The organism is Nocardiopsis sp. CNS-639 (assembly GCF_000381685.1).
Lineage (GTDB): Bacteria > Actinomycetota > Actinomycetes > Streptosporangiales > Streptosporangiaceae > Nocardiopsis > Nocardiopsis dassonvillei.
Genome location: NZ_KB906854.1, coordinates 376,272 through 398,355 on the forward strand (window position 1 = coordinate 376,272; position 22,084 = coordinate 398,355).

A 22,084-nucleotide genomic window follows, 5' to 3' on the forward strand; every position below is an offset into this window, starting at 1 on the left:
AGCGTCCGCGTTTGCCCTGTTCGTCAGGGTGGAGAGAGGTCTGTGGGGCTGACAAGGATCGTGCTCCCATGCTGAGGGCCGTGGGTTCGGGGTCCTGCCTCCGCGCGGGGAGGACGGTTTCCGGCTCACTGTCTTCTATAGCACGTGCAACGGCGGTGTTCCGGTGGTCCGGGAACCTGCGCCCCGGGATCTTGGACACCCCGGTCTCCCTTGTTATTCCGGATAGCAAAAGTTAATATCCACGATAGGAAAAACTAGCCTGGGAGGGGACATACACGTGCAACAGGACCGGTCCGAGAACCGCCGCAGGGAACCCGATCTCGGCCTGGACGTGCTCACCGCCGGACTGAACGCCCGCCTGGCCGACGCCGACGCCCGGCTCGTCCGCGACTACCCGGGCTCCTCCGGCGCACGCCAGCCGGTGCACACCGTCTACGTTCCGGCGGACCGCGTCCGGGCCGGACTGGTCCGGGAGTGGGGCGAGGCGGCCCTGCGCAGTCTGGACGAGTACGCGCCCGACGCCGCGGCCCTGGCCGCCGCCACCGGCGTGGACGAGGACGCCGTGGCCGAGGTCCTGCCCCGCCTGCGCGACAAGCTCGTCCGCGAGCCGGTCGAGGACCTGCGCGTGGACCTGGAGGACGGCTACGGCGACCGCGGCGACGCGCAGGAGGACGGCGACACCGTCGCCGCCGCCCGCGCCCTGTGCTCCGACATGGAAGCCGGACAGGCACCGCCCGTCCTGGGCGTGCGGATGAAGGGCATGGAGGCCGCCGGGCGCGCCCGCGGCGCCCGCAGCCTCGCGCTGTTCCTGCACACCCTCCTGGAGGAGCGGGGCGGGCTGCCGGACGGGCTCGCGCTCACCCTGCCCAAGATCACCTCCGTGGAGCAGGTCGAGGCGATGGTCTGGCTCACCGAGGAGCTGGAGCGGCGCCTGGAGCTGCCCGAGGGGCGGCTGCGCTTCGAGTTGCAGATCGAGACCCCGCAGTCGGTCCTGCTCCCCGACGGCACGGTGGCCGTCGCCCGCATGATCGGCGCCGGACAGGGCCGGGTCAGCGCACTGCACTACGGCACCTACGACTACAGCGCCGCCTGCGGGATCACCGCCGCCTACCAGAGCATGGCCCACCCGGTCGCCGACCACGCCAAGGCCGTCATGCAGGTGGCCGCCGCCGGAACGGGGGTGTGGCTCTCCGACGGCTCCACCAACGTGCTGCCCGTGGGCTCGGCCGAGGAGGTGCACGCCGCCTGGCGCCTGCACGCCTCACTGGTCCGCCGCTCCCTGGAGCGCGGCTTCTACCAGGGCTGGGACCTGCACCCGCACCAGCTGCCCACCCGCTACCTGGCCACCTACGTCTTCTACCGCGAGGCCTTCGCGCCCGCCGCCGCGCGCCTGCGCGCCTACCTCGGCGCCGTCGCCGGGGGCGTGCTGGACGAGCCCGCCACCGCCCAGGCGTTGGCCGCAGCCCTGGTGAGCGGGGTACGCTGCGGGGCGCTGGACGAGGCCGAGGTGGCCGACGCCGCCGGAACCGACACCCGCACACTCGTCGGCCTGGCCAGCCGGCGGGTGGGACAGGAGCAGTGAAACCGATGACCCAGCACGATCTCGCCGTCCGCGCCCGCCGCGCCCTCACCCCCGAGGGGGAGAGGCCCGTCACCGTCGGGGTGCGCGACGGGCGTGTGGTCCACGTCCTGGAGGGGGAGTCCGCGCCGCTCATCGCCCGCCGCGAGATCACCCTGGCCGAGGACGAGGTGCTGCTGCCGGGCCTGGTCGACACCCACGTGCACGTCAACGAGCCCGGGCGCACCGAGTGGGAGGGCTTCGCCACCGCCACGCGGGCCGCCGCCCTGGGCGGGATCACGACCCTGGTGGACATGCCGCTCAACAGCGTGCCGCCGACCACCACCGTCGCCGGGCTCGACGCCAAGCAGGCCGCCGCCGAGGGCAAGCTCGCCGTGGACGTGGGCTTCTGGGGCGGGGCGGTCCCCGAGAACAGCCGCTCCGGCGCCACCAAGGAGCTCGCCGCGCTCTGGGAGCGCGGGGTGTTCGGGTTCAAGGCGTTCCTGTCCCCGTCGGGGGTGGAGGAGTTCGGCCACCTGTCCCCGGAGGAGCTGTACTCGGCCGCGGAGGCGATCGGGGAGTTCGGCGGACGGCTCATCGTGCACGCCGAGGACCCCGGCGTCCTGGACGGGGCGCCGCCCGCGGCCGGGCGCGACTACGCCTCCTTCCTGGCCTCGCGGCCCGACACCGCCGAGAACGAGGCGATCGCCCGGGTGATCGACGTGGCCAGGGCCACCGGCACCCACGCGCACGTGCTGCACCTGTCCAGTGCCTCCGCCCTGCCGCTGATCGCCCGGGCCAGGGCCGAGGGCGTGCCGCTGACGGTGGAGACCTGCCCGCACTACCTCACCCTGGAGGCCGAGGGCGTGCCCGCGGGGGCCACCCAGTACAAGTGCTGCCCGCCCATCCGGGACGCGGCCAACCGCGACCTGTTGTGGCGCGCGCTGGCCGACGGGCTGATCGACTGCGTGGTCAGCGACCACTCGCCCAGCACCCCCGACCTCAAGGACCTGGACACCGGCGACTTCGGCACCGCGTGGGGCGGGGTGTCCGGCCTCCAGGTGGGCTTCTCCGCGGTGTGGACCGAGGCCCGCCGCCGCGGTGGATCCCTGGCGGACGTGGTGCGGTGGATGTCGTCCGGGCCCGCCCGGGTGGCCGGACTGCGAGGCAAGGGCGCCATCGCCGAGGGCGCCGACGCCGACTTCGCCGTGGTCGCCCCGGAGGAGTCCTTCCGGGTGGACGTGCGCGCGCTGGAGCACCGTAACCCGGTGAGCCCCTACGACGGGGCCGAACTGCTCGGGCGGGTGCGCCGCACCGTCCTGCGCGGTCGGGACGTGGGGCCCGGGGACAGGGCCGGGCGGATGCTCGTCCGCGGGTAGGAACGGCGACGGGCCGCCGCCGGGGTGTTCCCGGCGGCGGCCCGGTCGTTCGCGCGGGGGTCAGCCCCGCAGCTCGCTCCAGCGGTCGCGGAGGTGGTCGGCCCCGGCCCCGGTCAGGGAGCCGAAGACGTTGAGGCGCGCGATGCCGCCGTCGGGGTACACGTCGGTGCGCACGTGGGTGGCGGTGACCGGGGTGTCCAGGACGAAACGGTGGGCGCTGTCGGGCTCCAGCCGGGTGCGGGGGACGATCTCGAACCACGCGTCGGGGGCGTCGGAGTGCGCGTCGCGGCCCAGGACCGCCACCCAGCCCGCCGCGTTGCCCTTGAGGTAGGCGGTGTCCAGCTCCAGGGCGCGGACGGTGGCCTGGGCGGTGAGGCGGAAGCGCACCCAGTCGTGCTCGGTGTCGCGGCGGCGCCGGTTCTCCCAGCCGTCGTCCATCTTCTGCGAGCGGCCGGGGGCGATGATGTTGTCCGGCGAGGAGTAGAAGCGGTCCGAGGCGTCCTCGACCATGCCGCCGTTGACCAGGGCGGCCACGTCGAAGCCGCCCAGGGCGGTGAGCCAGTCGGGGTCGGGCACGGGCTCTCCGTACACGCGCAGGCGGGCCACGCCGCCGTCGGGGAACTGCTTGAGGCGCAGGTGGGTCCACCGGCGCCGGGCCTCCACCTCGAAGGCGTTGGCGGCGTGCCCGTACACGAAGGCGCGGGGGACGATCTCGGTCCACTCCGCCTTGAGCAGCTCGTCCGTGGTGGGGGTGCCCTCCAGGTGGACGGCCTCGACGCTGACCTCGCGGGGGTGGTTGCCCCGGAAGTGCGCGGTGTCCACCACCACGCCGCGCACCAGTCCGGGCAGGCCGAGGCGGACCAGGGCCCAGTCGTGGTCGTCGGCCGCGGGGTGGGGCTGGTCGCCGCTCACGCCGCGGCGCCTGCGGGTCTCCCAGCCGTCCATCACCTTGCCCTTGTGCCCGAAGGCGTGCGGGTCGAACACGGCCGGTCCGGGCAGCAGCAGGTTCTCGCGCTGGGCGAAGAACTCGTCGTTGGCCGCCACGACCCCGGCGCCCAGGCGCCGGTCGGCCAGGTCGACCAGGGCCGAGAAGTCGAGGTCGGTGTCCCGGTAGTCGGCGTAGGGGTCGCCGCCCGCGTAGGGCCGGGCGTTGTAGGCACGTGGATCGGTGGGCTGGACCCCGCTCATGTTTCTCCCGAAAAAGTGGACGTGTCGGACATGTCCAGAGTCCCAAGAGAAAACGATTACTTCCAGCGAAAGTTTCTGATCACTCTGTTCAGGTGAACTGAACAGAAGGGCCGCCCAGGTCCGCGGCGGTGTCGGCCAGGGCGCGCAGCACCACCGCGACCTGGGGGCGCCCGCCCGCCCCGGAGCGCACGGCGGAGACCACGTGGCGGCGGGGCTGATCGGAGCGCAGCACCCGCAGGCTGACCCCGGGGGTGTCGTCCGCGGCGGCCAGCCGGGGGACCAGCGCGACGCCCATGCCCGCCGCCACCATGTCCAGGATGGCCCTCCAGTCGGAGGCCACGTGCGCCTGCTCGGGGACGAACCCCGCCTGCGCGCACGAGGCGACGGTGATGTCGCGCCAGGGCCCCGAGGCCCCGTAGATCCACGGCTCCTCGGCCAGGTCGCGCAGGCGCAGGGCGCGGGCGTCGGCCAGGCGGTGGTGGGCGGGCAGGGCCGCGTCCAGGGGGTCGGTGAGCAGCTCGCGCCGGTCGTAGCGGCCGTCGTGTCCGGTGGGGGCCTGGGCGGCCAGGGACAGGCCGACGTCGATCTCGCCCGCCGACAACAGTTCGTAGACCTCGGCCGCCTCGGCCTGGTGCACCCGCGTGGTCAGGCCGGGGTGGGCGCGCCGCAGGGCGCCCAGCGCGGGCACCACGAGGCTGGGGATGGCGGTGGCGAAGGAGCCCACCCGCACGTGCCCGGCCTCGCCCCGGGCGAAGCCCTCCAGTTCGGCCTCGGCCCGCTCCAGCTGGGCCAGGACGATGTCGGTGTGGCGCAGCAGGGCGTGCGCGGCGTCGGTGAGGCGGACCCGCCGCCCGTGCGCCTCCAGCAGGGCGACCCCCACCTGCTGGGAGAGGGAGGACAGCTGCTGGGACACGGCGGAGGGGGTCATGCACAGGGCCTCCGCCGTGGCCCGGACGGTCCCGAACTCCTCCAGGGCGCGCAGGACGCGGAGTTTGCGAAGATCCCAGTCGGTCACCCTGTCAAGAATACCATTCAGCCGCCCTGAACGGAACGCCGGTGCCCGCGGGGGTTCCGCGGACACCGGCTCCGGGGGGCGGGAGGCGCGGCCCCCGCCCCGTCGGCGGTCACGCCCGGGGCTTGTCCAGGGGCTCGGTGCCCCCGTCGCGGTAGGCCTCCCGGGCCTGGTCGGTGTACTTGGCCTCCCCGGGGCCGGCGCTGCCGATCTCCTCGGCGTCGATCTCGGCCGGGGCGGCGGAGCTCCCGCGTCCGATCACGTTGAAGCACACGTTGAGCACGATCGCCACGACGGCCGCGCCGATGATGCCCGAGTGCGCGACCAGCTCCACCGACTCGGGCAGGAACGCGTAGAAGGTCGGGTAGGCCAGCGGGATGACCGCCACGCCCACGGAGGCGGCCACCAGCACGAGGTTGAGGTTGTTGGTGAAGTCCACCTTGGCCAGGGTCTTGACGCCGCTGGCGGCCACGCTGCCGAACAGCACCAGGCCCGCGCCGCCGAGCACGGGCGTGGGGATGGCCGCCATGGCGCCGCCCAGCACCGGGAACATCCCCAGCGCGACGAGGATGCCCGCGCCGGTGGCCACCACGTAGCGGCTGCGCACCTTGGTCAGGGCCAGCAGTCCGATGTTCTGCGCGAAGGAGCTGGTGGGGGTGGCGCTGAAGATCGGCCCGATGATCGACCCGCTCACGTCGGCGCGCAGGCCCGCCGAGATGCGCTTGGCGTCCACCTTCGAGCCGGTGATCTCCCCGACCGCGATGATGTGCGAGGCCCCCTCGGTCAGGACCACGAGCATGATGACGCACATGGTGACGACCGCGGCGACCTCGAACCGGGGTGCGCCGAAGTAGAACAGCGAGGTCGGGTCGAACACGATGTCGGCCTCGCCCACCCGGCTGAAGTCGGCCATGCCCAGGGGGACGGCGGCCAGGGTGCCCACGACCAGGCCCAGGAGGATGGACAGCCGCCCCCAGATGCCGGGGAGGACCCGGGAGCCGAGCACGATCACCCCGAGGGTGAGTCCGGCCAGTCCGAGGTTGGCCAGGGGAGCGGCCGGGACCGCGGAGCCGTCCTCCAGGGTGCGGGCGCCGCCGTCCATGATCCACCGCGCCGCCACCGGCATGAGGCTGACGCCGATGACGGTGATGATGGTGCCCGTGACGATCGGGGGGAAGAAGCGGATCAGCTGCCCGAAGAACGGCGTCAGCGCCAGGGCGAAGACCCCGGCGGCGAGCGAGGCGCCGAAGGCCACGGGCAGGTTCTCGCCGTCCTGCCCCGCGGCCAGGGAGGTGATGGCGCTGACGGGGACGAAGGAGCAGGCCACCACGATCGGCATCTGCGCGCCGACGCGCCGGTGGCCCACGGTCTGCATGAGGGTGGCGAACCCCGCCACGAGGAGCGCGCCGCTGACGAGGATGCCCATGGCGGCAGGGTCGTTCGCGAGCCCGGCGGCGGCGCCGATGACGAGGGCCGGCGCCACCGCGCCGGCGTACATGGTGAGGATGTGCTGGAGCCCGTAGACCAGGAGCAGCCGCGCGGGCAGCTTCTCGTCCTCGGGGCGGGGGGAGGAGGCGGCGTTCGTTGTGGCCGAGTCCTTCGCGGACGGACTGTTCGACATGGCCAGTTTCCAGCCTTTGCGATCGGCGGCCACCCCGGAGGGGGCCGAACTCTCGGGCACGGGGCCCGGTGGTGTCGCACCGGCCCGGCACCTCCGTCAGGGGGTGCCGGGGCCGGGGGAGGGCCCGCCGCGGCGGGCCAGGGCCCGTGGCACGGCTGTGCGCGCGGGTCACGGGAGTGTCGGTGCGCGTGCCCGGCGGGAAGCCGGGGCCGCGGACGGGACCGCGAGGAGAGGGCGGTCCCGCCCGCGGGGCACCTGCCGGAGCGCTCACCGGGGAGCGCCCGGACACGGGGCGGGGCGGGGGCAGGGCCTTCTCCGTCAGGAGGCGCCGGGGGCTGCCGCCCCGAGGCGCCGTCCAGGGACTGTTTTCCGAACCCGCCTCAGCTTGTGGGGGTGGTCCGGGCGCCCACGGGGTTCTGGAGGTGCCGGAGGCGGGTTCCCGTATCGAAGGGCGCCCGAACACGGACCGAAGCGAAGCGGAGGTCCGGGAACACCGCCTAGACGAAGCCGGGGACGGTCTTCCAGGCGTCGCCGGGCTCGGGGGCGTCGTCGCGCTCCACGGTGGCCTCGATCTTGCCGTAGGGGCGGTCGGCGGCGAAGAAGACCTCGTTCGGGTTGTCCAGGCCGAACGGGGACAGGTCCACCAGGAAGTGGTGGTTGTTGGGCATGGAGAAGCGGATCTCGGCGATCTCCGGGTGCGCCTCCAGGACGGCCCTGCCCATCTCGTAGAGGGTCTGCTGCAGCGCCAGGCTGTGGGTCCGGGCGAAGGCGTCCAGGCACAGGGCGCGGACCGAGGAGTAGGCCTTGTCGAAGTCGTGCTCCACGCCCACGTAGCGCCAGCGGGCGGTGACGTCGGTGGCCAGGATCCGGTCGGTGGTCTCGGGCAGCGTCGTGTACTTGGTCTTGGGGTAGCCGTGGAACTCCGAGCCGGTGGACTTGAGCACGGACAGGCCCTCGAACCCGGAGACCACCCACTCCCGGTCGCCCGTCTTGGTGACGACGGTGGTGCGGGTCTCGGCGCCCTTGCGCGAGAACGCGTGGTCGTGCGGGCCGGAGGAGGTCTGGATCCGCTCCCAGGAGTACTCCTGCACCTCCTGCCGGGCCCCGTGCACGTACTCGTGCTCGTCCACGAAGTGGCGGGCCAGACGCAGGGCGAAGTCCTCGACGGCGCCGACGCCGCCCCACTCGCGGGCCTTGGCGTAGACGGTGTTCTTCTGGGTGTCGGTCGGCAGACAGGTGCTGTTGTCGCCGAGGGTGTGCACCGTCTCCAGCTCTCCGCGCAGCTGGGAGGTGACGTTGACGTCCTTGATCCGGTGGACGTCGGTGTCGCGGTTGACGTGGACGAGGCGGACCTCGGCCTTGCCGTACTGGTTGTCTCCGAGTCGGATGCCCATCAGGGTGAACTCCATCCGTGTGATGCGTGAAGTCGTCATCGTTCGCGCCGTGGCGCAAGTGCTACGAGGGAGGACCGCTGTGGTCGTGCGGAAGGACCTGTCGCGCACTCGAAGATTCAGGTTTGCCCTGGCCGGCGAGGATCTCCTGCCCGCCGCTCCCTTCCCGGTCGGCCGTGCCGCCGCGGTGGTCTGTGTGGGTGGTGCCCAGGGGGAGGGCGCGTGGCGCCCGCCCGGCTAGGAGCCCCGGTAGGTCGAGTAGGCGAACGGGCTCAGCAGCAGCGGGACGTGGTAGTGGGCGTCCTCGTCGGCGAGGTCGAACACGATGGCGACCTCGGGGTAGAAGCCGCGCTGGCCGGTGGCCCCGAAGTAGGCGGCGGTGTCGAAGACGATCCGGTGGAAGCCCGCGGGGAGCCGGTCGGGGCCCAGGTCGGGCACGCGTCCGTCGTCGTCGGTGCGCCCCTCGGCGACCGTCCGCCAGGCGCCGGGGCCGTCGGCGGCCTCCAGCCGCACGGGCACGCCGCGGGCGGGGCTGCCCAGGGCGGCGTCCAGGACGTGGGTGGTGACGTGGCTCATGCGTCCTCCAGGAGTTTGACGAGGCGGAGCCCGGCGATCCGCCTCAGCTCCCCGCCGACCACGGCCAGTTCGGTGTCGCGGTCGTTGGACAGGCGCGCGACCAGGTCGGCGAGGAGTTCGCGGCTGGAGCGCCCGCTCGCGCAGACGAGGTAGATCTGCCCGAATCTGTCCTCGTACTCGCGCTGGGCGTGGGCGAAGATCCGCTGGACGCGCACGGAGGCGTCGTCGGTGTCGGAGGCGAAGGCGGACTGCTCCCCGCGCGACCAGGCGGCCTCGGTGCCGGCGCCCTCGGCCTTCTCCCCGATGCGGGGGTGGCGGGCCAGCGCGGAGGCGACCTCGTCGGCGGTGACGGCGCGGGCGTGCCCGTCGGCCGAGGCCAGCAGGGCCGCGCGGTCGGAGAAGGGCGCCTCGGACGCGACGGCCGCGACCCAGCGGTCCACGTCCAGGCACTGCGCGAGCGCGGCGCGCAGCTCCTGTTCGGGCAGGGCGTTCAGGCGGGCCAGGCCGGGGTCGGGCCCGCTCTCCGGCTCCTCCGGGGTGCTCATGTGGTCTCCCGTGACTTGGCGCGAACCCCGGGTCCCCGTCCGTGGGACGGCGTACCGCCGCAGCCCCCGCCAAGAATTTTCGTAGTGCAGATAGCTAATTCCGTATTACGGATTGGAGGGACTCTAGTTGATGCGAGTGTGACCTTGTCAACACTCGCAAGGGGAGATCTGCGAAAAATAACCCGATCTGTGCCCGAGTACAAAGAAGGTCTGACCTTCTCGCCGTCACACAGAGTTCGCGGCGGGTTTCGGGGGGTTCGCGGGGTCGGTGCGCCCAGAGTGGCGTCCGGGGTGTGGGAGGGCCGGGTCCCGGAGTGGTTGACAAGCGGGGGTGCCCCGGCACACACTTCAATCATTCCTTAAAGCGAAAACTACTTTCCACATTATGGAAGTAGATGCTGGAGGCAAGGTATGAGCCACACCCTGGGGTACACGGTGAACTGCTCGCTGCTGTTCACCGAGCTCCCCCTCAACGACCGCCCCCGGGCGGCGCGGGAGGCGGGCTTCGACGCCGTCGAGTTCTGGTGGCCGTTCGAGAGCCCGACCCCGCCCGAGGACGAGATCGACGCCTTCGTCTCCGCCCTCGACCGGGCGGGGGTCCGTCTCAGCGGCCTCAACTTCTTCGCGGGCCAGCTGCCCGGACCCGACCGGGGCGTGCTCTCGCACCCCTCGCGCAGCGCCGAGTTCCGCGCCAACATCGACGTCGTGGTGCGCATCGCCGAACGCACGGGCGCCACGGGCTTCAACGCCCTCTACGGCCTGCGCCAACCGGGGGTGGACCCCGGTGAACAGGACCGGACCGCCCTGGAGAACACCGTCGCGGCGGCCGAGGCCGTGGCGGCGGTCGGCGGCACCGTCCTCATCGAGCCCATCAGCGGGGCCGAGAGCTACCCCCTGACCACGGCCGCGGACGGGCTCGCGTTCGTCGCCCGGGCCCGGGAGGCGGGCGCGGACAACGTCGCCCTCCTGGCGGACCTGTACCACCTCGCCGTCAACGGCGACGACTTCGCCGCCGCGGTCCGCGACCACGCCGCCGAGTTCGGACACATCCAGATCGCCGACACCCCCGGGCGCGGCGAGCCCGGCACCGGACGGCTGCCCATCGAGGAACTGCTCACCGCCGCCCAGACCGGGGGCTACCGGGGGCTCGTCGGTCTGGAGTACAAGCCGACCGTGCCCAGCGCCCAGAGCTTCGGCTGGCTCAACTGACCCCCGGCCGCGCACCACGCCACCAGCAGCACAGCACCAGCAGCACACCAGTCACGAAGGGGGCCCTCGTGCCCGTCAGGAAGATCGCCTTCATCGGCCTGGGGATCATGGGTCTGCCCATGGCCGTCAACCTCGTCCGCGCCGGGTACACCGTGACCGGCCACAACCGCAGCCCCGAGCGCGTCGACGCGCTGGTCGCCGAGGGCGGCCTGCGCGGGGGCAGCGTCGCCGGGGCCGTCGCCGACGCCGACGCCGTCATCACCATGGTCCCGGACTCCCCGGACGTGGAGGAGCTCATGTTCGGCCGGGGCGGCGTCTTCGAGAGCGTCAAGCCCGGCACCCTGGTCATCGACATGAGCACCATCCGCCCGGACGTGTCCCGCGCGGTGGCCGAGGCCGGGGCCGAGCGCGGCCTGCGCGTCCTGGACGCCCCCGTCAGCGGCGGCGAGGCGGGCGCGATCGAGGCCAAGCTCTCCATCATGGTCGGCGGCGCCGAGGAGGACTTCGAGGCGGCCCGGCCGCTCTTCGACGTCCTGGGCACCACCCCGGTCCTGGTCGGACCGAACGGCTCAGGCCAGACCGTCAAGGCCGCCAACCAGCTCATCGTCGCGGGCAACATCCAGCTCCTGGCCGAGGCCCTGGTCTTCCTGGAGGCGCACGGGGTGGACACCGAGTCCGGCCTGGAGGTCCTGGGCGGCGGGCTCGCGGGCAGCACCGTGCTCCAGCGCAAGGGCGCCGCCATGCGCAAGCGCGACTTCACCCCGGGCTTCCGGATCGCGCTGCACGACAAGGACATGCGCATCGTCACCGACTCCGCGCGCGCCGCCGGGGTCGCGATCCCGCTGGGCTCCCAGGTCGCGCAGTACGTCGGCGCGCTCAAGCACCAGGGCCACGGCGGTCTCGACCACTCCGCGCTGCTGAAGATCGTCGAGCAGCTCTCCGACCGCTCCGAGAAGTAGCGGACCGGACCTTCGAAGGCCAGGGTCCGCACCCGGCCCCGCGCCGTCCCTCCCCGGTGTTGGCCGCACCGGTGGACACGGCCCGCGCGCCGTCCGGACCCACCCGCGGGCTCGCCCGCACACCAGCAGCACCACGGCACCACCCCTAGCACACGGCGTCATCACCACACGGCGTCACCACCACACAGCCACCAGCACCCCTAGCACTGAAGGGTTCGCTTCCCATGCCACAGATGCCCGCGATGAACGCGGTCGTGGAGGTCCTCAAGGACGAGGGCGTCGACACGGCCTTCGGCTGCCCCGGCGCGGCCATCCTGCCCCTCTACAAGGCGATGGAACAGGTCGGCGGCATCGAGCACCTGACCGTCCGCCACGAGGAGGGCGCCACCCACATGGCCGACGGCTGGTCCCGGACCACCGGCAAGGTCGGCGTGGCCATCGGCACCTCCGGCCCCGCCGGAACCAACATGATCACCGGCCTGTACACGGCCATCGCGGACTCGGTCCCGATCGTGTGCATCACCGGCCAGCAGCGCACCGACCTGCTGGACAAGGAGGGCTTCCAGGCGGTCGACATCGTCGAGATCGCCAAGCCCGTCACCAAGTGGGCCGTCCAGATCAAGGAGGCCGCCACCGCGCCCTGGATCTTCCGCGAGGCGTTCCGGATCGCCCGGGAGGGGCGCCCCGGCCCCGTCCTGGTGGACATCCCCGTGGACGTCGCCCAGCAGCTGATCGACTACGACCCCGCCATCGACGCCCCGCTCAAGGTCAACGCCGTCGAGCCGCACCAGCCCCGGGTGGAGCGCGCGCTGGACATGCTGCTGGAGGCCGAGCGCCCCCTGATCCTGGCCGGAGGCGGCGTGATCACCGCCGAGGCCTCCGACGACCTGCGCGCGCTGGCCGAGCACCTCCAGGTCCCGGTGCAGGTCACCCTCATGGGCAAGGGCTCCTTCGACGAGGACTCGCCGCTGTACTCGGGCATGACCGGCGTGCAGACCTCCCAGCGCTACGGCAACGCCTCCTTCCTGGAGTCGGACCTGGTCCTGGCGGTGGGCGCGCGCTTCGCCGACCGCCACACCGGGCAGATCGACGTCTACCGGGGCGAGCGCAGATTCATCCACGTCGACATCGAGGCCACCCAGATCGGACGGGTCTTCGAACCCGACCTGGGCGTGGTCTCCGACGCGCGGCTGTTCCTGCGTGAGCTGCTCGCCGCCGCGCGCGCCCGCGGCGCCAAGGCCCAGGTGCGGCCCTGGATCGACCGGGTCGCCGAGCTCAAGGCCACCCTGACCCGCCGCGAGGACTTCGACACGGTCCCGGTCAAGGCGCCGCGCGTCTACAAGGAGATCAACGAGGTCTTCGGCGAGGACACCTACTTCGTCACCGCGATCGGCCTGTACCAGATCTGGGGAGGCCAGCACCAGAAGGCGTACAAGCCGCGCCACTACCAGATCTGCGGCCAGGCGGGCCCACTCGGCTGGGAGATCCCCGCCGCCATCGGCGTCAAGAAGGCGCTCAAGCACACCGAGCCGGACGCGGAGGTCGTCGGGATCGTCGGCGACTACGGGTTCCAGTACATGGTCGAGGAACTGGCCGTGGCCGCCCAGTACGACGTGCCCTACGTCATCATCATGCTCAACAACGAGTACCTGGGCCTGATCCGCCAGGCCTCGATCCCGTTCGACATGAACTACCAGGTGGACATCCACTACGACGAGTACGGCACCGACAACGTCAAGCTCATGGAGGCCTACGGGTGCTCCGGGCGCCGCGTCGTGGAGCCCGGGGAGATCCGCGAGTCCCTGGAGTGGGCCCGCAAGCAGGCCCAGGCCACGTCGCGGCCGGTGCTCGTGGAGATCATGATCGAGCGCGAGGCCAACACGCCGCACGGGCCCGCGATCGACGCGGTCCGCGAGTTCGAGCCGGTTCCGGGGGTCTGACGGCGGGTGTGCCCCGTGCGGAACGCCTGCCACAGCGGACCAAACGGGGCACACCGGACACAGGTGAACCTGCCGTTACAGGGTTGTGTCCGGAGTGTTTCGCGACGTGCGTTTTCTCCGGCCCGCACCTGCGCAAACGTGGACTCACCTTGACGACGGATCCGCCGTGCCAGGGAGCGGGAGAACGCAACGGAGCCGTCGTCGGCACTCTCGGAAGTTGGAAAAGCATGTCCCCCCACGCGCGTTTCCTCTCTGCGGTCGCCGTCGCGGCCGTCGCGCTCGCCTCCTCCGCCTGTTCCTCCCAGAACGGCTCCGAGGAGGAGTTCCAGGAACTCCTGGCGGAGAGCGGTCTGCCCGGTGACGAACTCAGGATCACGGCACCGGACTCCGAAGGGTTCTGGTGGGCCACCTACGAGGCCACGGACGACTGCCAGCTCCAGTTCAAGTGGAACGGCACCGACCCGGTGCTGATCTACGGGGCCCAGACGGACGGCTACCTGGAACTGGCCCCGGACGAGACCTACGTGGAGTCCTTCGGCCAGGGCAAGGTCCAGCAGGCCTGCCAGGGGGAGTTCTGACCGCTCCCGGCCCCGGGCGCGCCGCCCGGGGCCGGGGCCTTCTCCGCCCGCGTCAGCCCCCGCCCCTCGGCCCCCGCCCGTGTGTCCACGGCGGATACGGCGATCTCCGGGGCGCCCCCGTTCTGCCCGCCGTCCCGGTGGAGCGCGTGGTCCGGCGCAGCCGGGTGTACCGGGACCGACACCCGCGGTGACCCGCCCACCCGGGCCGGGACGGCGGCGCGGGTGCGTGACCTGGCCAAGTGCGTACCCGGTCGACGGCCCCGCGGCGGTTCCTCCTAACGTGAGTGCGTTCCCGAGGGCATGACCCCTCTCGACCCGCACACCACGGAGCCCGCCTTGAGCGACCTGTTCGATCCCGTCCGGATCGGCCGCCTGCACCTGCCCAACCGCCTGTTCATGGCCCCGATGACGCGCTCGCGCTGCCGCGGGGGCGTGCCCGGCGACCTCGCCGTCGAGTACTACGCCCAGCGCGCCTCGGCCGGGTTGATCATCACCGAGGGCATCCAGCCCAGCGTCCGAGGCCAGGGCTACACCGACACCCCGGGGCTGCACAGCGAGGAGCAGGTCGCGGCGTGGCGGCGCGTCACCGACGCCGTGCACGAGCGCGGCGGGCACATCTTCGCCCAGCTCATGCACGCGGGCCGGGTCGGACACCCCAGCCTCTACCCCGACGGCGGCCTGCCCGTCGGCCCTTCCCCCATCGCCTCGGGCGCGTCCATGTACGACGGCAGGCAGAAGCTCGCGCACCCGGTGCCGCGTGAGATGACCGCCGCCGACATCGACCAGACCCTCGCCGACCACGCCGCGGCCGCGCGCAACGCGATCGCCGCCGGTTTCGACGGGGTGGAGCTGCACGGCGGCAACAGCTATCTCATCGAGCAGTTCCTCTCCGACGGCAGCAACCGGCGCACCGACGGGTACGGCGGCAGCGCCGCCAACCGCGCCCGCTTCGCCCTGGAGGTGGTGGACGCGGTCGTCGAGGCAGTCGGCGCCGACCGCACCGGCCTGCGCGTCTCCCCGGCCAGCAGGCTCAACGGCATCAGCCAGAGCGACCCCCTGGAGCAGTACCTCGCGCTCCTGGACGGGCTGCGCGGCCGTCCCGAACTGGCCTACCTGCACCTGACGGAGTCGGCCTCGGCCGAGTACACCGACGCGCTGCGCAAGGAGTGGCCGGGGACCTTCGTCCTCAACCCCGCCTCCGGCACCGACACCGGGCCCGCCACCGCGGCCCTGGCCGAGGAGCGGGCGGACGCCGTGGCGATGGCCTCGGCCTGGATCGCCAACCCCGACCTGCCCGCCAGGATCAGGACCGGCGCTCCCGTCGCGGCCCCGGACCGGGCCACCTACTACGGCGGGGACCACCGCGGCTACACCGACTACCCGGCCCTGGACGCCTGACGCGAAATCCCGTCGACGGGACCGGCCCGGCCGCCGGCGCGCGGTGACCGCGCTGCCGGCGGCGGCCCCGGGTGTTGGCCGCACCCCGGGCCCCGTCGACGGGATCTGGAACAACCCCCCTAGCACTGAAGGGTTCACCGAAAATGTTACAGACACCCCGCCGGTCTCTTGAGGTCGAGGTACCGGTAAGGGGGTGAATCCCGCCGTGCGCGCCCTCCGTGAGGAGGATCCCCAGGTCATGTGACGCCCGTCCCAACATATGGACACCGGGTACCAGTTCCGGTGGGCCGTCTGCTAGCGTGGGGGCCGTTATGCTGCGCGAGCTGCTTCTCCTTAGCGGCCGCGGCGGGGGTCGTTAAAAGGTCGGCTCCCTCGCCGCGGGACTTCGGCTTGTCCTGGTCGACCATGACCAAGCGCCAGATCCACCCGAGGAGCCACCGAGATGGTGCCGCAGCAAAAGCCCAGCCCCATGCCCTTCCACCGCTACAAGCCCTTCGCGCCGGTGGACCTGCCCGACCGCACCTGGCCCTCCAAGAGCATCACCGAGGCCCCGCGCTGGCTGTCCACGGACCTGCGCGACGGCAACCAGGCGCTGATCGAGCCGATGGACCCCGCCCGCAAGCGCGAGATGTTCGAGCTGCTGGTGCGGATGGGCTACAAGGAGATCGAGGTGGGTTTCCCGGCCGCCAGCCAGACCGACTTCGACTTCGTCCGGTCCCTGATCGAGGGCGACGCGATCCCCGACGACGTGCAGATCTCGGTGCTGACCCAGGCCCGTGAGGACCTCATCGAGCGCACCGTGCAGAGCCTGGTCGGGGCGAAGCGCGCCACCGTGCACCTGTACAACGCCACCGCGCCCACCTTCCGCCGCGTCGTCTTCCGCGTGGACCGCGAGGCCTGCAAGGACATCGCCGTCCAGGGCACCCGGCACGTCATGCGCTTCGCCGAGCAGTACCTGGGCGAGACCGAGTACTTCGGCTACGAGTACTCGCCCGAGATCTTCATCGACACCGAGCTGGACTTCGCCCTGAAGGTCTGCGAGGCCGTCATGGACGTCTGGCAGCCCGGCCCGGGCCGCGAGATCATCCTCAACCTGCCCGCGACCGTCGAGCGCTCCACGCCCAACGTCTACGCCGACCAGATCGAGTGGATGAGCCGCAGCCTGTCCCGGCGCGAGCACGTGGTCGTCTCGGTGCACCCGCACAACGACCGCGGCACCGGCGTGGCCTCGGCCGAACTGGCCGTCATGGCCGGGGCCGACCGCGTCGAGGGCTGCCTGTTCGGGCACGGCGAGCGCACCGGCAACGTCTGCCTGGTCACCCTGGGCATGAACCTGTTCAGCCAGGGCGTGGACCCCCGGATCGACTTCTCCGACATCGACGAGATCCGCCGCACCGTCGAGCACTGCACCCAGCTGCCGGTCGCCCCGCGCCACCCCTACGGCGGCGACCTGGTCTACACCGCCTTCTCCGGCTCCCACCAGGACGCCATCAAGAAGGGCTTCGTCGCCCAGCAGGAGGCCGCCGACGCCGCGGGGACCCCGGTGGAGGAGTACGTCTGGGACGTGCCCTACCTGCCCATCGACCCCAAGGACGTGGGCCGCAACTACGAGGCCGTCATCCGGGTCAACAGCCAGTCCGGCAAGGGCGGCGTCTCCTACATCATGCAGCGCGACCACTCGCTGGACCTGCCGCGCCGCCTCCAGATCGAGTTCTCCCAGGTCATCCAGAAGTTCACCGACGCCGAGGGAGGTGAGTTCGCCGCCGGGCGCATCTGGGAGATCTTCTCGCAGACCTACCTGGCCGAGGGCGGACCGGTCGCGGTGCTGGCGCACCGCTCCACCACCGACAGCGACGGCACCTACCGGATCGAGGCCGACGCCCGGGTCAACGGCGAGATCCGCGAGCTGACCGGCACCGGCAACGGCCCCATCTCCGCGTTCTGCGACGCCCTGACCGACGTCGACGTCAAGGTCCGCGTCATGGACTACGTGGAGCACTCCATGGGCGGGGACGGCGACGCCCGCGCCGCCGCCTACGTGGAGGCCGAGATCGACGGCCGCGTGGTGTGGGGCGTGGGCATCCACAGCAGCATCACCACGGCCTCGCTCAAGGCGCTGTGCAGCGCCATCGCGCGCGTCTGACGCGCGCACGCCCGCGGACGTGCGGGGCCGCGACCGCCGGTCGCGGTCCCGGCCCGTCTCCCGGCCGCTAGAGCAGGCCGAACGGGCCGGGGTCGGGCAGGCCCAGGGTGGCGCACGACTCCCGGTGCGCGCCGGTCAGCTCGCCCAGCGCGACCGGCCTGCGCGAGGTCGCGGCCATGTCCTGGCGCGCCTCGGACGTCCAGGGGAAGGGGTGCAGCGACAACCCCCGCGTCAGGTCCAGCGCCTCGGCCTCCTCGCGCCAGCCCGGCCAGCGCAGGGCGCGGTAGAAGTCCTCCAGGTGGCCGTCCAGCAGCCACAGCATCCAGCCGGAGTAGGCCGTCTCCAGGGGTTCCCACTCCAGGGAGTCGGGCGCGAAGTAGACCATCTCCCCGGGCCTGCCGGGATAGTCCCCGCCCTCGGCCGCGGGCCCGTTGAGGGCGAACACCCCGCCCAGAACGTCGTGGGCGACCACCAGCCGCGGCGGCGGGCCGTACACCACCGCCGCGCTCAGGTCGTTGACCTCGCCCAGACCGGGCAGCTCCGCCCCGCCGCCGCCGTGCACGCGCAGCCACCCGCCGTCGAGGAGCAGGCCGCCGGACTCCAGCGCCATCGCGCCCAAAAAAGAGCGCGCGGTCACCTGGAGGCGGTGCAGGCACGTGCGGCCGCGCTCGGGGTCGACGGGCAGGGCGCGCACGGCGGCCCCGCCCCGCTCCAGGCGTTCGGACAGCAGCGGCCAGGCGGGTTCGTCCACCTCGACCAGTTCACTCAGCTCGCGCACAGGGCCACCTCCCGTCGGGCCGCGAGGGGTCGCGACGGCGGTCCACACTACCGGTCGGCGCCGACGCGTTCGCCGAGGCCTCCGGGAGGGCGAACGGGGCGGCACGCCCTTCGAGCCGCGGACCGCGCGCGTGCGCCCGGTCTCCACCGCGGTCCGGCCGGGCTCCGCTCGCACACGCGGGGCCGCCCTCCCCCTCCCGGGAAGGGCGGCCCGACGCGCGTGGGCTGGGGGCTACTCCCAGCCGAACATCTGGGTCCAGGCGTTGCCGGACTCGCCGACGCCGATCGCGACCAGGTCGCAGTTGAGGATGTTCCTGCGGTGCCCGTCGCTGTTCATCCAGGCGTCCATCACCTGCTGGGGGCTGGTCTGCCCCTTGGCGACGTTCTCCGCGCCCCAGGCGTCGTAGCCGTGGCGGTCGGCCCGGTCCCCGGGGCCCTCGCCCTCGGGGCTCTCGTGGCTCATGTAGTCGCGCCGGTTCATGTCCTCGCTGTGCTCCTGGGCGGCGGCGGTCAGCCGTGAGTCCACCCGCAGCGGGCCGCAGCCGGCGTCCGCGCGCTGGGCGTTGACCAGTGTCACGACCTGCTCGGTCGCTCCGCCGGCGGGGGCGTCCGAACCGCTGTCGCCGCCACCGCCGCCGCTGTCGCCGCCGCCGTCACCGCCGCCCGAGCCCCCGCCGCCGGACTCCGAGCCGCCACCGCCGCCAGCGCCGCCGGTGTCCTCGTCCCCGCTGTCCTCGGGAACGGAGGAGGCCTGCGCGCTCTGCGGCTCGACGCCCTCCCCGGAGGGCGCGGGCTCGCGCTGAGGCGTCGCGGTGGGCGAGGCGAAGAAGTCGGCGTCCTCGGAGGCCTCGGGCACGAGCGAGTCGTCGGTGACCGCGGTGCCGAGCCCTCCCTCCTGCGCCTGGCCGTCCGCCGTGTTCTGGAAGGGGTTGAGGCCGGACTCCGCGCCGGTGAACAGCAGAGCGCCCGCCACGACCAGGCCGACGGGGACCGCGGCCATGGGTACCGCGAGCGGTATCGAGCGCAGTCCGCGCCCGGCACGGCGGTGTCGGTCGGCGCTCTTCCTGCGTCTGCCTCGGCGACCACGCGCCATAGGGCCCTCCTCGGGAAGTGGGACGTCGGGGCACGGGCGCGACGGGGCGCCGCTCGCGCGGGGTCCGCGCTCAGGCCGGCCCTCGCCCGTGCCCCGCGGGTCTCGGGTGAACCCGTGTCGGGGAGCGCGCGGGATGCGCGCGGCTGCTCCGGGAGAGTGCCGCGGGGGAAGGGCGGCGGGCCCGACGCGGAGCGCCTAGCGCGTGAGAGTAGAGCAAATGTCGCAAAAAGGGAAACCAAACTGTAATAAAGCTGGTCATAGAGGGGTTTCGTGCTCCACCGTCCGCGTGGACGGTCCGTGGTATCCGCGACAATGGGGATGTGAGTCTCTACCGCGACGAGGGTGTCGTCCTGCGCAACCAGAAGCTGGGCGAGGCCGACCGCATCATCACCCTCCTGACCCGGCGCACCGGCCTGGTCCGCGCCGTCGGCAAGGGGGTGCGCCGCACCAGGTCCCGCTTCGGCGCCCGCCTGGAGCCGTGCACCCACGTCGACCTCCAGCTGCACGCGGGCCGCACGCTGGACGTGATCACCCAGGCCGAGACCGTGCGCGCCTACGGCGAGGCGGTGGTGTCGGACTACTCCCGCTACACCGCCGCCACCGCGATGCTGGAGACCGCCGAGAAGGTCGTCTCGGTCGAGAAGGACCCGGCGCTGCGCCAGTTCCTCCTGCTCATCGGCGCGCTGCGTACCCTGGGTGAGGGAAGTCACGACTCCCGGCTGGTCCTGGACGCCTACCTGCTGCGCTCGCTCGCCGTCGCCGGGTACGCGCCCTCGCTGGCCGAGTGCGCCCGCTGCGGCAGCCGGGGGGAGCACCGCGCGTTCGCGGTCCACGCCGGAGGTATGGTCTGCACGGTGTGCCGTCCCCACGGCTCCGTGCACCCGTCCCCGGACACGCTCCGACTCATGTCGGCACTGCTCGGAGGGGACTGGGAGAGCGCGGACGCCAGCGAGGACAGGCAGCGCTCCGAGTGCAGCGGGCTGGTCGCGGCCTACCTACAGTGGCACCTGGAAAACGGAATCCGATCACTGCGCCATGTGGAGCGTTCTTGAGTCTGTTCAGCTTCGACACCGGTAAACGGCGGGAGTACGCCGCGCCCGTTCCGCACCCCAGCGGCGCGCGTCCCCCCGAGCTCCCCGCCCAGCTGGTGCCCCGGCACGTGGCCGTGGTCATGGACGGCAACGGCCGTTGGGCCAAGGAGCGCGGGCTGGCGCGCACCGAGGGGCACAAGGCCGGTGAGTCCTCGCTCTTCGACGTGATCGAGGGCGCCCTGGAGATGGGCGTGGCCAACCTGTCCGCCTACGCCTTCTCCACCGAGAACTGGAAGCGCTCGCCCGACGAGGTGCGCTTCCTCATGGGCTTCAACCGCGACACCATCCGCAGGCGCCGCGACGAGCTGCACGCGCGGGGGGTCCGCGTCAAGTGGGCCGGGCGCGCGGGGCGGCTGTGGAAGAGCGTCATCCGCGAACTCCAGGACGCGGAGGAGATGACCAGGGACAACACCGCGCTCACCCTCCAGTTCTGCGTGAACTACGGCGGGCAGGCCGAGATCGTCGACGCCGCGCGCGAGCTGGCCCGCAGGGCGGCGGCGGGTCTGCTCTCCCCGGAGAAGATCACCGAGGACACCCTCGCCCAGCACCTCTACGCCCCCGACGTGCCGCCCGTGGACCTGTTCGTGCGCTCCTCCGGCGAGCAGCGCACGTCCAACTTCCTCCTCTGGCAGTCCGCCTACGCCGAGTTCGTCTTCCTGGACACGCTCTGGCCCGACTTCGACCGCCGCGACCTGTGGCGGGCCTGTGAGATCTACGCGAGCCGGGACCGCCGCTACGGCGGTGCCGTGCCCAACCCCGTGTCGGAGGAGAAGAAGTGATGGCAGGTTCGGACGGTCCGCTGCTCAGGCCGGGCATGTCGCTCGTCTCGGTGGGCGACAGCTTCACCGAGGGTGTGGGCGACCCCTACCCGGAGCCGGGCGCGGGCTTCCGCGGCTGGGCCGACCGGCTGGCCGAGCACCTGGCCGACGACTTGGGCGAGGTCCTGTACGCGAACCTGGCGGTGCGCGGCAAGCTCATGCGCCAGATCGTCACCGACCAGCTCCCGCCCGTCCTGGCGATGGCCCCGGACCTGGTCACCCTGAGCGCGGGCGGCAACGACCTGCTGCGCCCGGGCGGGGACCCCGAGCGGATGGCCAGGATCCTGGACCACACGGTGGGCCGCCTGCGCGCCGCGGGGAGCCAGGTCGTGCTCTTCACCGGCGTCAACATCACCACGGGTTACATGCGCGGCACCATCGGCCTGTTCGCGCGCTACTACATGCACGTGCGCGCCGTCGCCGACAAGCACGGCTGCCTCCTGGTGGACCAGTGGCCGATGAGGGTGCTCACCGACCCCCGTGCCTGGGACGAGGACCGGCTGCACATGTCCCCCGAGGGGCACCGCCGCCTGGCGCTGCGCGTGGCCGAGGTACTGGGCGTGCCGGTGACGGAGCGCTGGGACGAGCCGTGGCCGCACAGCGAGCCGGTCGGCTGGGCCCGCGCGCGCCGGGAGGACCTGACCTGGGTCAGGGAGTCGCTCGGCCCGTGGATCGGCCGCCGTCTGACGGGGCGCTCCTCCGGCGACACGGTCACGGCCAAGCGCCCGGAGCTGACCCGGATCACCAAGGACCGCTGACCGCCGCCGACCCGGTGTGAGGTGGCTCCCAAAACGCCGGAAACGATCAA

At 72.6% G+C, this 22,084-nt stretch carries 19 protein-coding genes; 11 read left to right on the top strand and 8 right to left on the bottom strand.

The window, feature by feature from the left end; all coding sequences use genetic code 11:
• Positions 1-277 precede the first annotated feature (277 nt).
• Both G011_RS0101500 and allB read left to right on the top strand, forming a co-directional pair.
• Positions 278-1,582 (top strand): DUF6986 family protein, encoded by a 1,305-nt coding sequence (locus G011_RS0101500; RefSeq protein ID WP_019606908.1) that lies wholly within the window; start codon positions 278-280, stop codon positions 1,580-1,582.
• Positions 1,583-1,587: 5 nt separating this feature from the next.
• Positions 1,588-2,937 carry an allantoinase AllB gene (gene allB, locus G011_RS0101505; RefSeq protein WP_019606909.1) on the top strand — a complete coding sequence of 450 codons (1,350 nt, stop codon included), beginning with the start codon at positions 1,588-1,590 and terminating at the stop codon, positions 2,935-2,937.
• A 60-nt stretch (positions 2,938-2,997) separates the two neighbouring features.
• On the opposite strand, the gene alc is transcribed toward allB, so the two are convergent.
• The 6 genes from alc to uraD form a co-directional block, all read right to left on the bottom strand.
• Positions 2,998-4,125: an allantoicase gene (gene alc / locus G011_RS0101510; protein WP_019606910.1), complete on the bottom strand. Its 1,128-nt coding sequence runs from the start codon at positions 4,123-4,125 to the stop codon at positions 2,998-3,000.
• An 88-nt stretch (positions 4,126-4,213) separates the two neighbouring features.
• Positions 4,214-5,140, bottom strand: coding sequence for a LysR family transcriptional regulator (locus tag G011_RS0101515; RefSeq protein WP_019606911.1), 927 nt, complete (start codon positions 5,138-5,140; stop codon positions 4,214-4,216).
• A 109-nt stretch (positions 5,141-5,249) separates the two neighbouring features.
• Positions 5,250-6,758 (bottom strand): nucleobase:cation symporter-2 family protein, encoded by a 1,509-nt coding sequence (locus tag G011_RS0101520; RefSeq protein ID WP_019606912.1) that lies wholly within the window; start codon positions 6,756-6,758, stop codon positions 5,250-5,252.
• Positions 6,759-7,255: 497 nt separating this feature from the next.
• A complete protein-coding gene (pucL, locus tag G011_RS0101525) occupies positions 7,256-8,152 on the bottom strand; it encodes a factor-independent urate hydroxylase (protein ID WP_026337911.1) in 897 nt (298 codons plus the stop codon).
• 234 nt (positions 8,153-8,386) lie between these two features.
• Positions 8,387-8,725: a hydroxyisourate hydrolase gene (uraH, locus tag G011_RS0101530; protein ID WP_019606914.1), complete on the bottom strand. Its 339-nt coding sequence runs from the start codon at positions 8,723-8,725 to the stop codon at positions 8,387-8,389.
• A complete protein-coding gene (gene uraD, locus G011_RS0101535; protein ID WP_019606915.1) occupies positions 8,722-9,270 on the bottom strand; it encodes a 2-oxo-4-hydroxy-4-carboxy-5-ureidoimidazoline decarboxylase in 549 nt (182 codons plus the stop codon). The genes uraH and uraD overlap by 4 nt, the downstream gene beginning before the upstream one ends.
• Before the next feature lie 411 nt (positions 9,271-9,681).
• Here uraD and G011_RS0101540 point away from each other — a divergent pair, with 411 nt between their 5' ends.
• The 6 genes from G011_RS0101540 (at position 9,682) to leuA (ending at position 17,497) form a co-directional block, all read left to right on the top strand.
• A complete protein-coding gene (locus tag G011_RS0101540) occupies positions 9,682-10,479 on the top strand; it encodes a hydroxypyruvate isomerase family protein (protein ID WP_019606916.1) in 798 nt (265 codons plus the stop codon).
• Between the two features lie 68 nt (positions 10,480-10,547).
• A complete protein-coding gene (locus G011_RS0101545; RefSeq protein WP_019606917.1) occupies positions 10,548-11,438 on the top strand; it encodes a 2-hydroxy-3-oxopropionate reductase in 891 nt (296 codons plus the stop codon).
• Between the two features lie 224 nt (positions 11,439-11,662).
• Complete coding sequence (gene gcl / locus G011_RS0101550; RefSeq protein WP_026337912.1) at positions 11,663-13,378, top strand: glyoxylate carboligase; 1,716 nt, start codon at positions 11,663-11,665, stop codon at positions 13,376-13,378.
• Positions 13,379-13,605: 227 nt separating this feature from the next.
• Entirely contained in the window at positions 13,606-13,956 is a 351-nt protein-coding gene (locus tag G011_RS0101555; RefSeq protein WP_019606919.1) for a hypothetical protein, read from the top strand.
• Positions 13,957-14,292: 336 nt separating this feature from the next.
• Entirely contained in the window at positions 14,293-15,354 is a 1,062-nt protein-coding gene (locus G011_RS0101560; protein ID WP_019606920.1) for an alkene reductase, read from the top strand.
• A 442-nt stretch (positions 15,355-15,796) separates the two neighbouring features.
• Positions 15,797-17,497 carry a 2-isopropylmalate synthase gene (gene leuA / locus G011_RS0101565; protein WP_026337913.1) on the top strand — a complete coding sequence of 567 codons (1,701 nt, stop codon included), beginning with the start codon at positions 15,797-15,799 and terminating at the stop codon, positions 17,495-17,497.
• A gap of 67 nt (positions 17,498-17,564) precedes the next feature.
• Here leuA and G011_RS0101570 read toward each other — a convergent pair whose 3' ends face one another.
• Together G011_RS0101570 and G011_RS0101575 are read right to left on the bottom strand one after the other, a co-directional pair.
• Complete coding sequence (locus G011_RS0101570; protein WP_019606922.1) at positions 17,565-18,275, bottom strand: DUF2625 domain-containing protein; 711 nt, start codon at positions 18,273-18,275, stop codon at positions 17,565-17,567.
• Between the two features lie 231 nt (positions 18,276-18,506).
• On the bottom strand, positions 18,507-19,274 hold the full coding sequence (locus G011_RS0101575; protein ID WP_019606923.1) for a CAP domain-containing protein: 768 nt from the start codon (positions 19,272-19,274) through the stop codon (positions 18,507-18,509).
• A gap of 413 nt (positions 19,275-19,687) precedes the next feature.
• On the opposite strand from G011_RS0101575, the gene recO reads away from it, so the two are divergent.
• From recO to G011_RS0101590, 3 genes are read left to right on the top strand one after another with little or no spacing between them, the layout of a single operon-like run.
• Entirely contained in the window at positions 19,688-20,419 is a 732-nt protein-coding gene (recO, locus tag G011_RS0101580; RefSeq protein ID WP_013151781.1) for a DNA repair protein RecO, read from the top strand.
• Positions 20,416-21,237, top strand: a complete 822-nt coding sequence (locus G011_RS0101585) for an isoprenyl transferase (RefSeq protein ID WP_013151782.1) — start codon at positions 20,416-20,418, stop codon at positions 21,235-21,237. Before recO ends, G011_RS0101585 begins: the two co-directional genes overlap by 4 nt.
• The gene (locus G011_RS0101590) at positions 21,237-22,034 is read left to right on the top strand and encodes an SGNH/GDSL hydrolase family protein (RefSeq protein ID WP_019606924.1); all 798 of its coding nucleotides are present in this window, start codon (positions 21,237-21,239) and stop codon (positions 22,032-22,034) included. The genes G011_RS0101585 and G011_RS0101590 overlap by 1 nt, the downstream gene beginning before the upstream one ends.
• Positions 22,035-22,084: the final 50 nt, after the last annotated feature.

Excerpts from the sequence above, each read along its gene's own strand:
- alc (WP_019606910.1), bottom strand. The coding sequence starts at position 4,125 with ATGAGCGGGGTCCAGCCCACCGATCCACGTGCCTACAACGCCCGGCCC.
- leuA (WP_026337913.1), top strand. The coding sequence starts at position 15,797 with ATGGTGCCGCAGCAAAAGCCCAGCCCCATGCCCTTCCACCGCTACAAG.
- uraH (WP_019606914.1), bottom strand. The coding sequence starts at position 8,725 with ATGAGCCACGTCACCACCCACGTCCTGGACGCCGCCCTGGGCAGCCCC.
- G011_RS0101540 (WP_019606916.1), top strand. The coding sequence starts at position 9,682 with ATGAGCCACACCCTGGGGTACACGGTGAACTGCTCGCTGCTGTTCACC.
- G011_RS0101575 (WP_019606923.1), bottom strand. The coding sequence starts at position 19,274 with ATGGCCGCGGTCCCCGTCGGCCTGGTCGTGGCGGGCGCTCTGCTGTTC.
- G011_RS0101590 (WP_019606924.1), top strand. The coding sequence starts at position 21,237 with ATGGCAGGTTCGGACGGTCCGCTGCTCAGGCCGGGCATGTCGCTCGTC.
- uraD (WP_019606915.1), bottom strand. The coding sequence starts at position 9,270 with ATGAGCACCCCGGAGGAGCCGGAGAGCGGGCCCGACCCCGGCCTGGCC.
- allB (WP_019606909.1), top strand. The coding sequence starts at position 1,588 with ATGACCCAGCACGATCTCGCCGTCCGCGCCCGCCGCGCCCTCACCCCC.
- pucL (WP_026337911.1), bottom strand. The coding sequence starts at position 8,152 with ATGGGCATCCGACTCGGAGACAACCAGTACGGCAAGGCCGAGGTCCGC.
- G011_RS0101555 (WP_019606919.1), top strand. The coding sequence starts at position 13,606 with ATGTCCCCCCACGCGCGTTTCCTCTCTGCGGTCGCCGTCGCGGCCGTC.
- gcl (WP_026337912.1), top strand. The coding sequence starts at position 11,663 with ATGCCACAGATGCCCGCGATGAACGCGGTCGTGGAGGTCCTCAAGGAC.
- G011_RS0101520 (WP_019606912.1), bottom strand. The coding sequence starts at position 6,758 with ATGTCGAACAGTCCGTCCGCGAAGGACTCGGCCACAACGAACGCCGCC.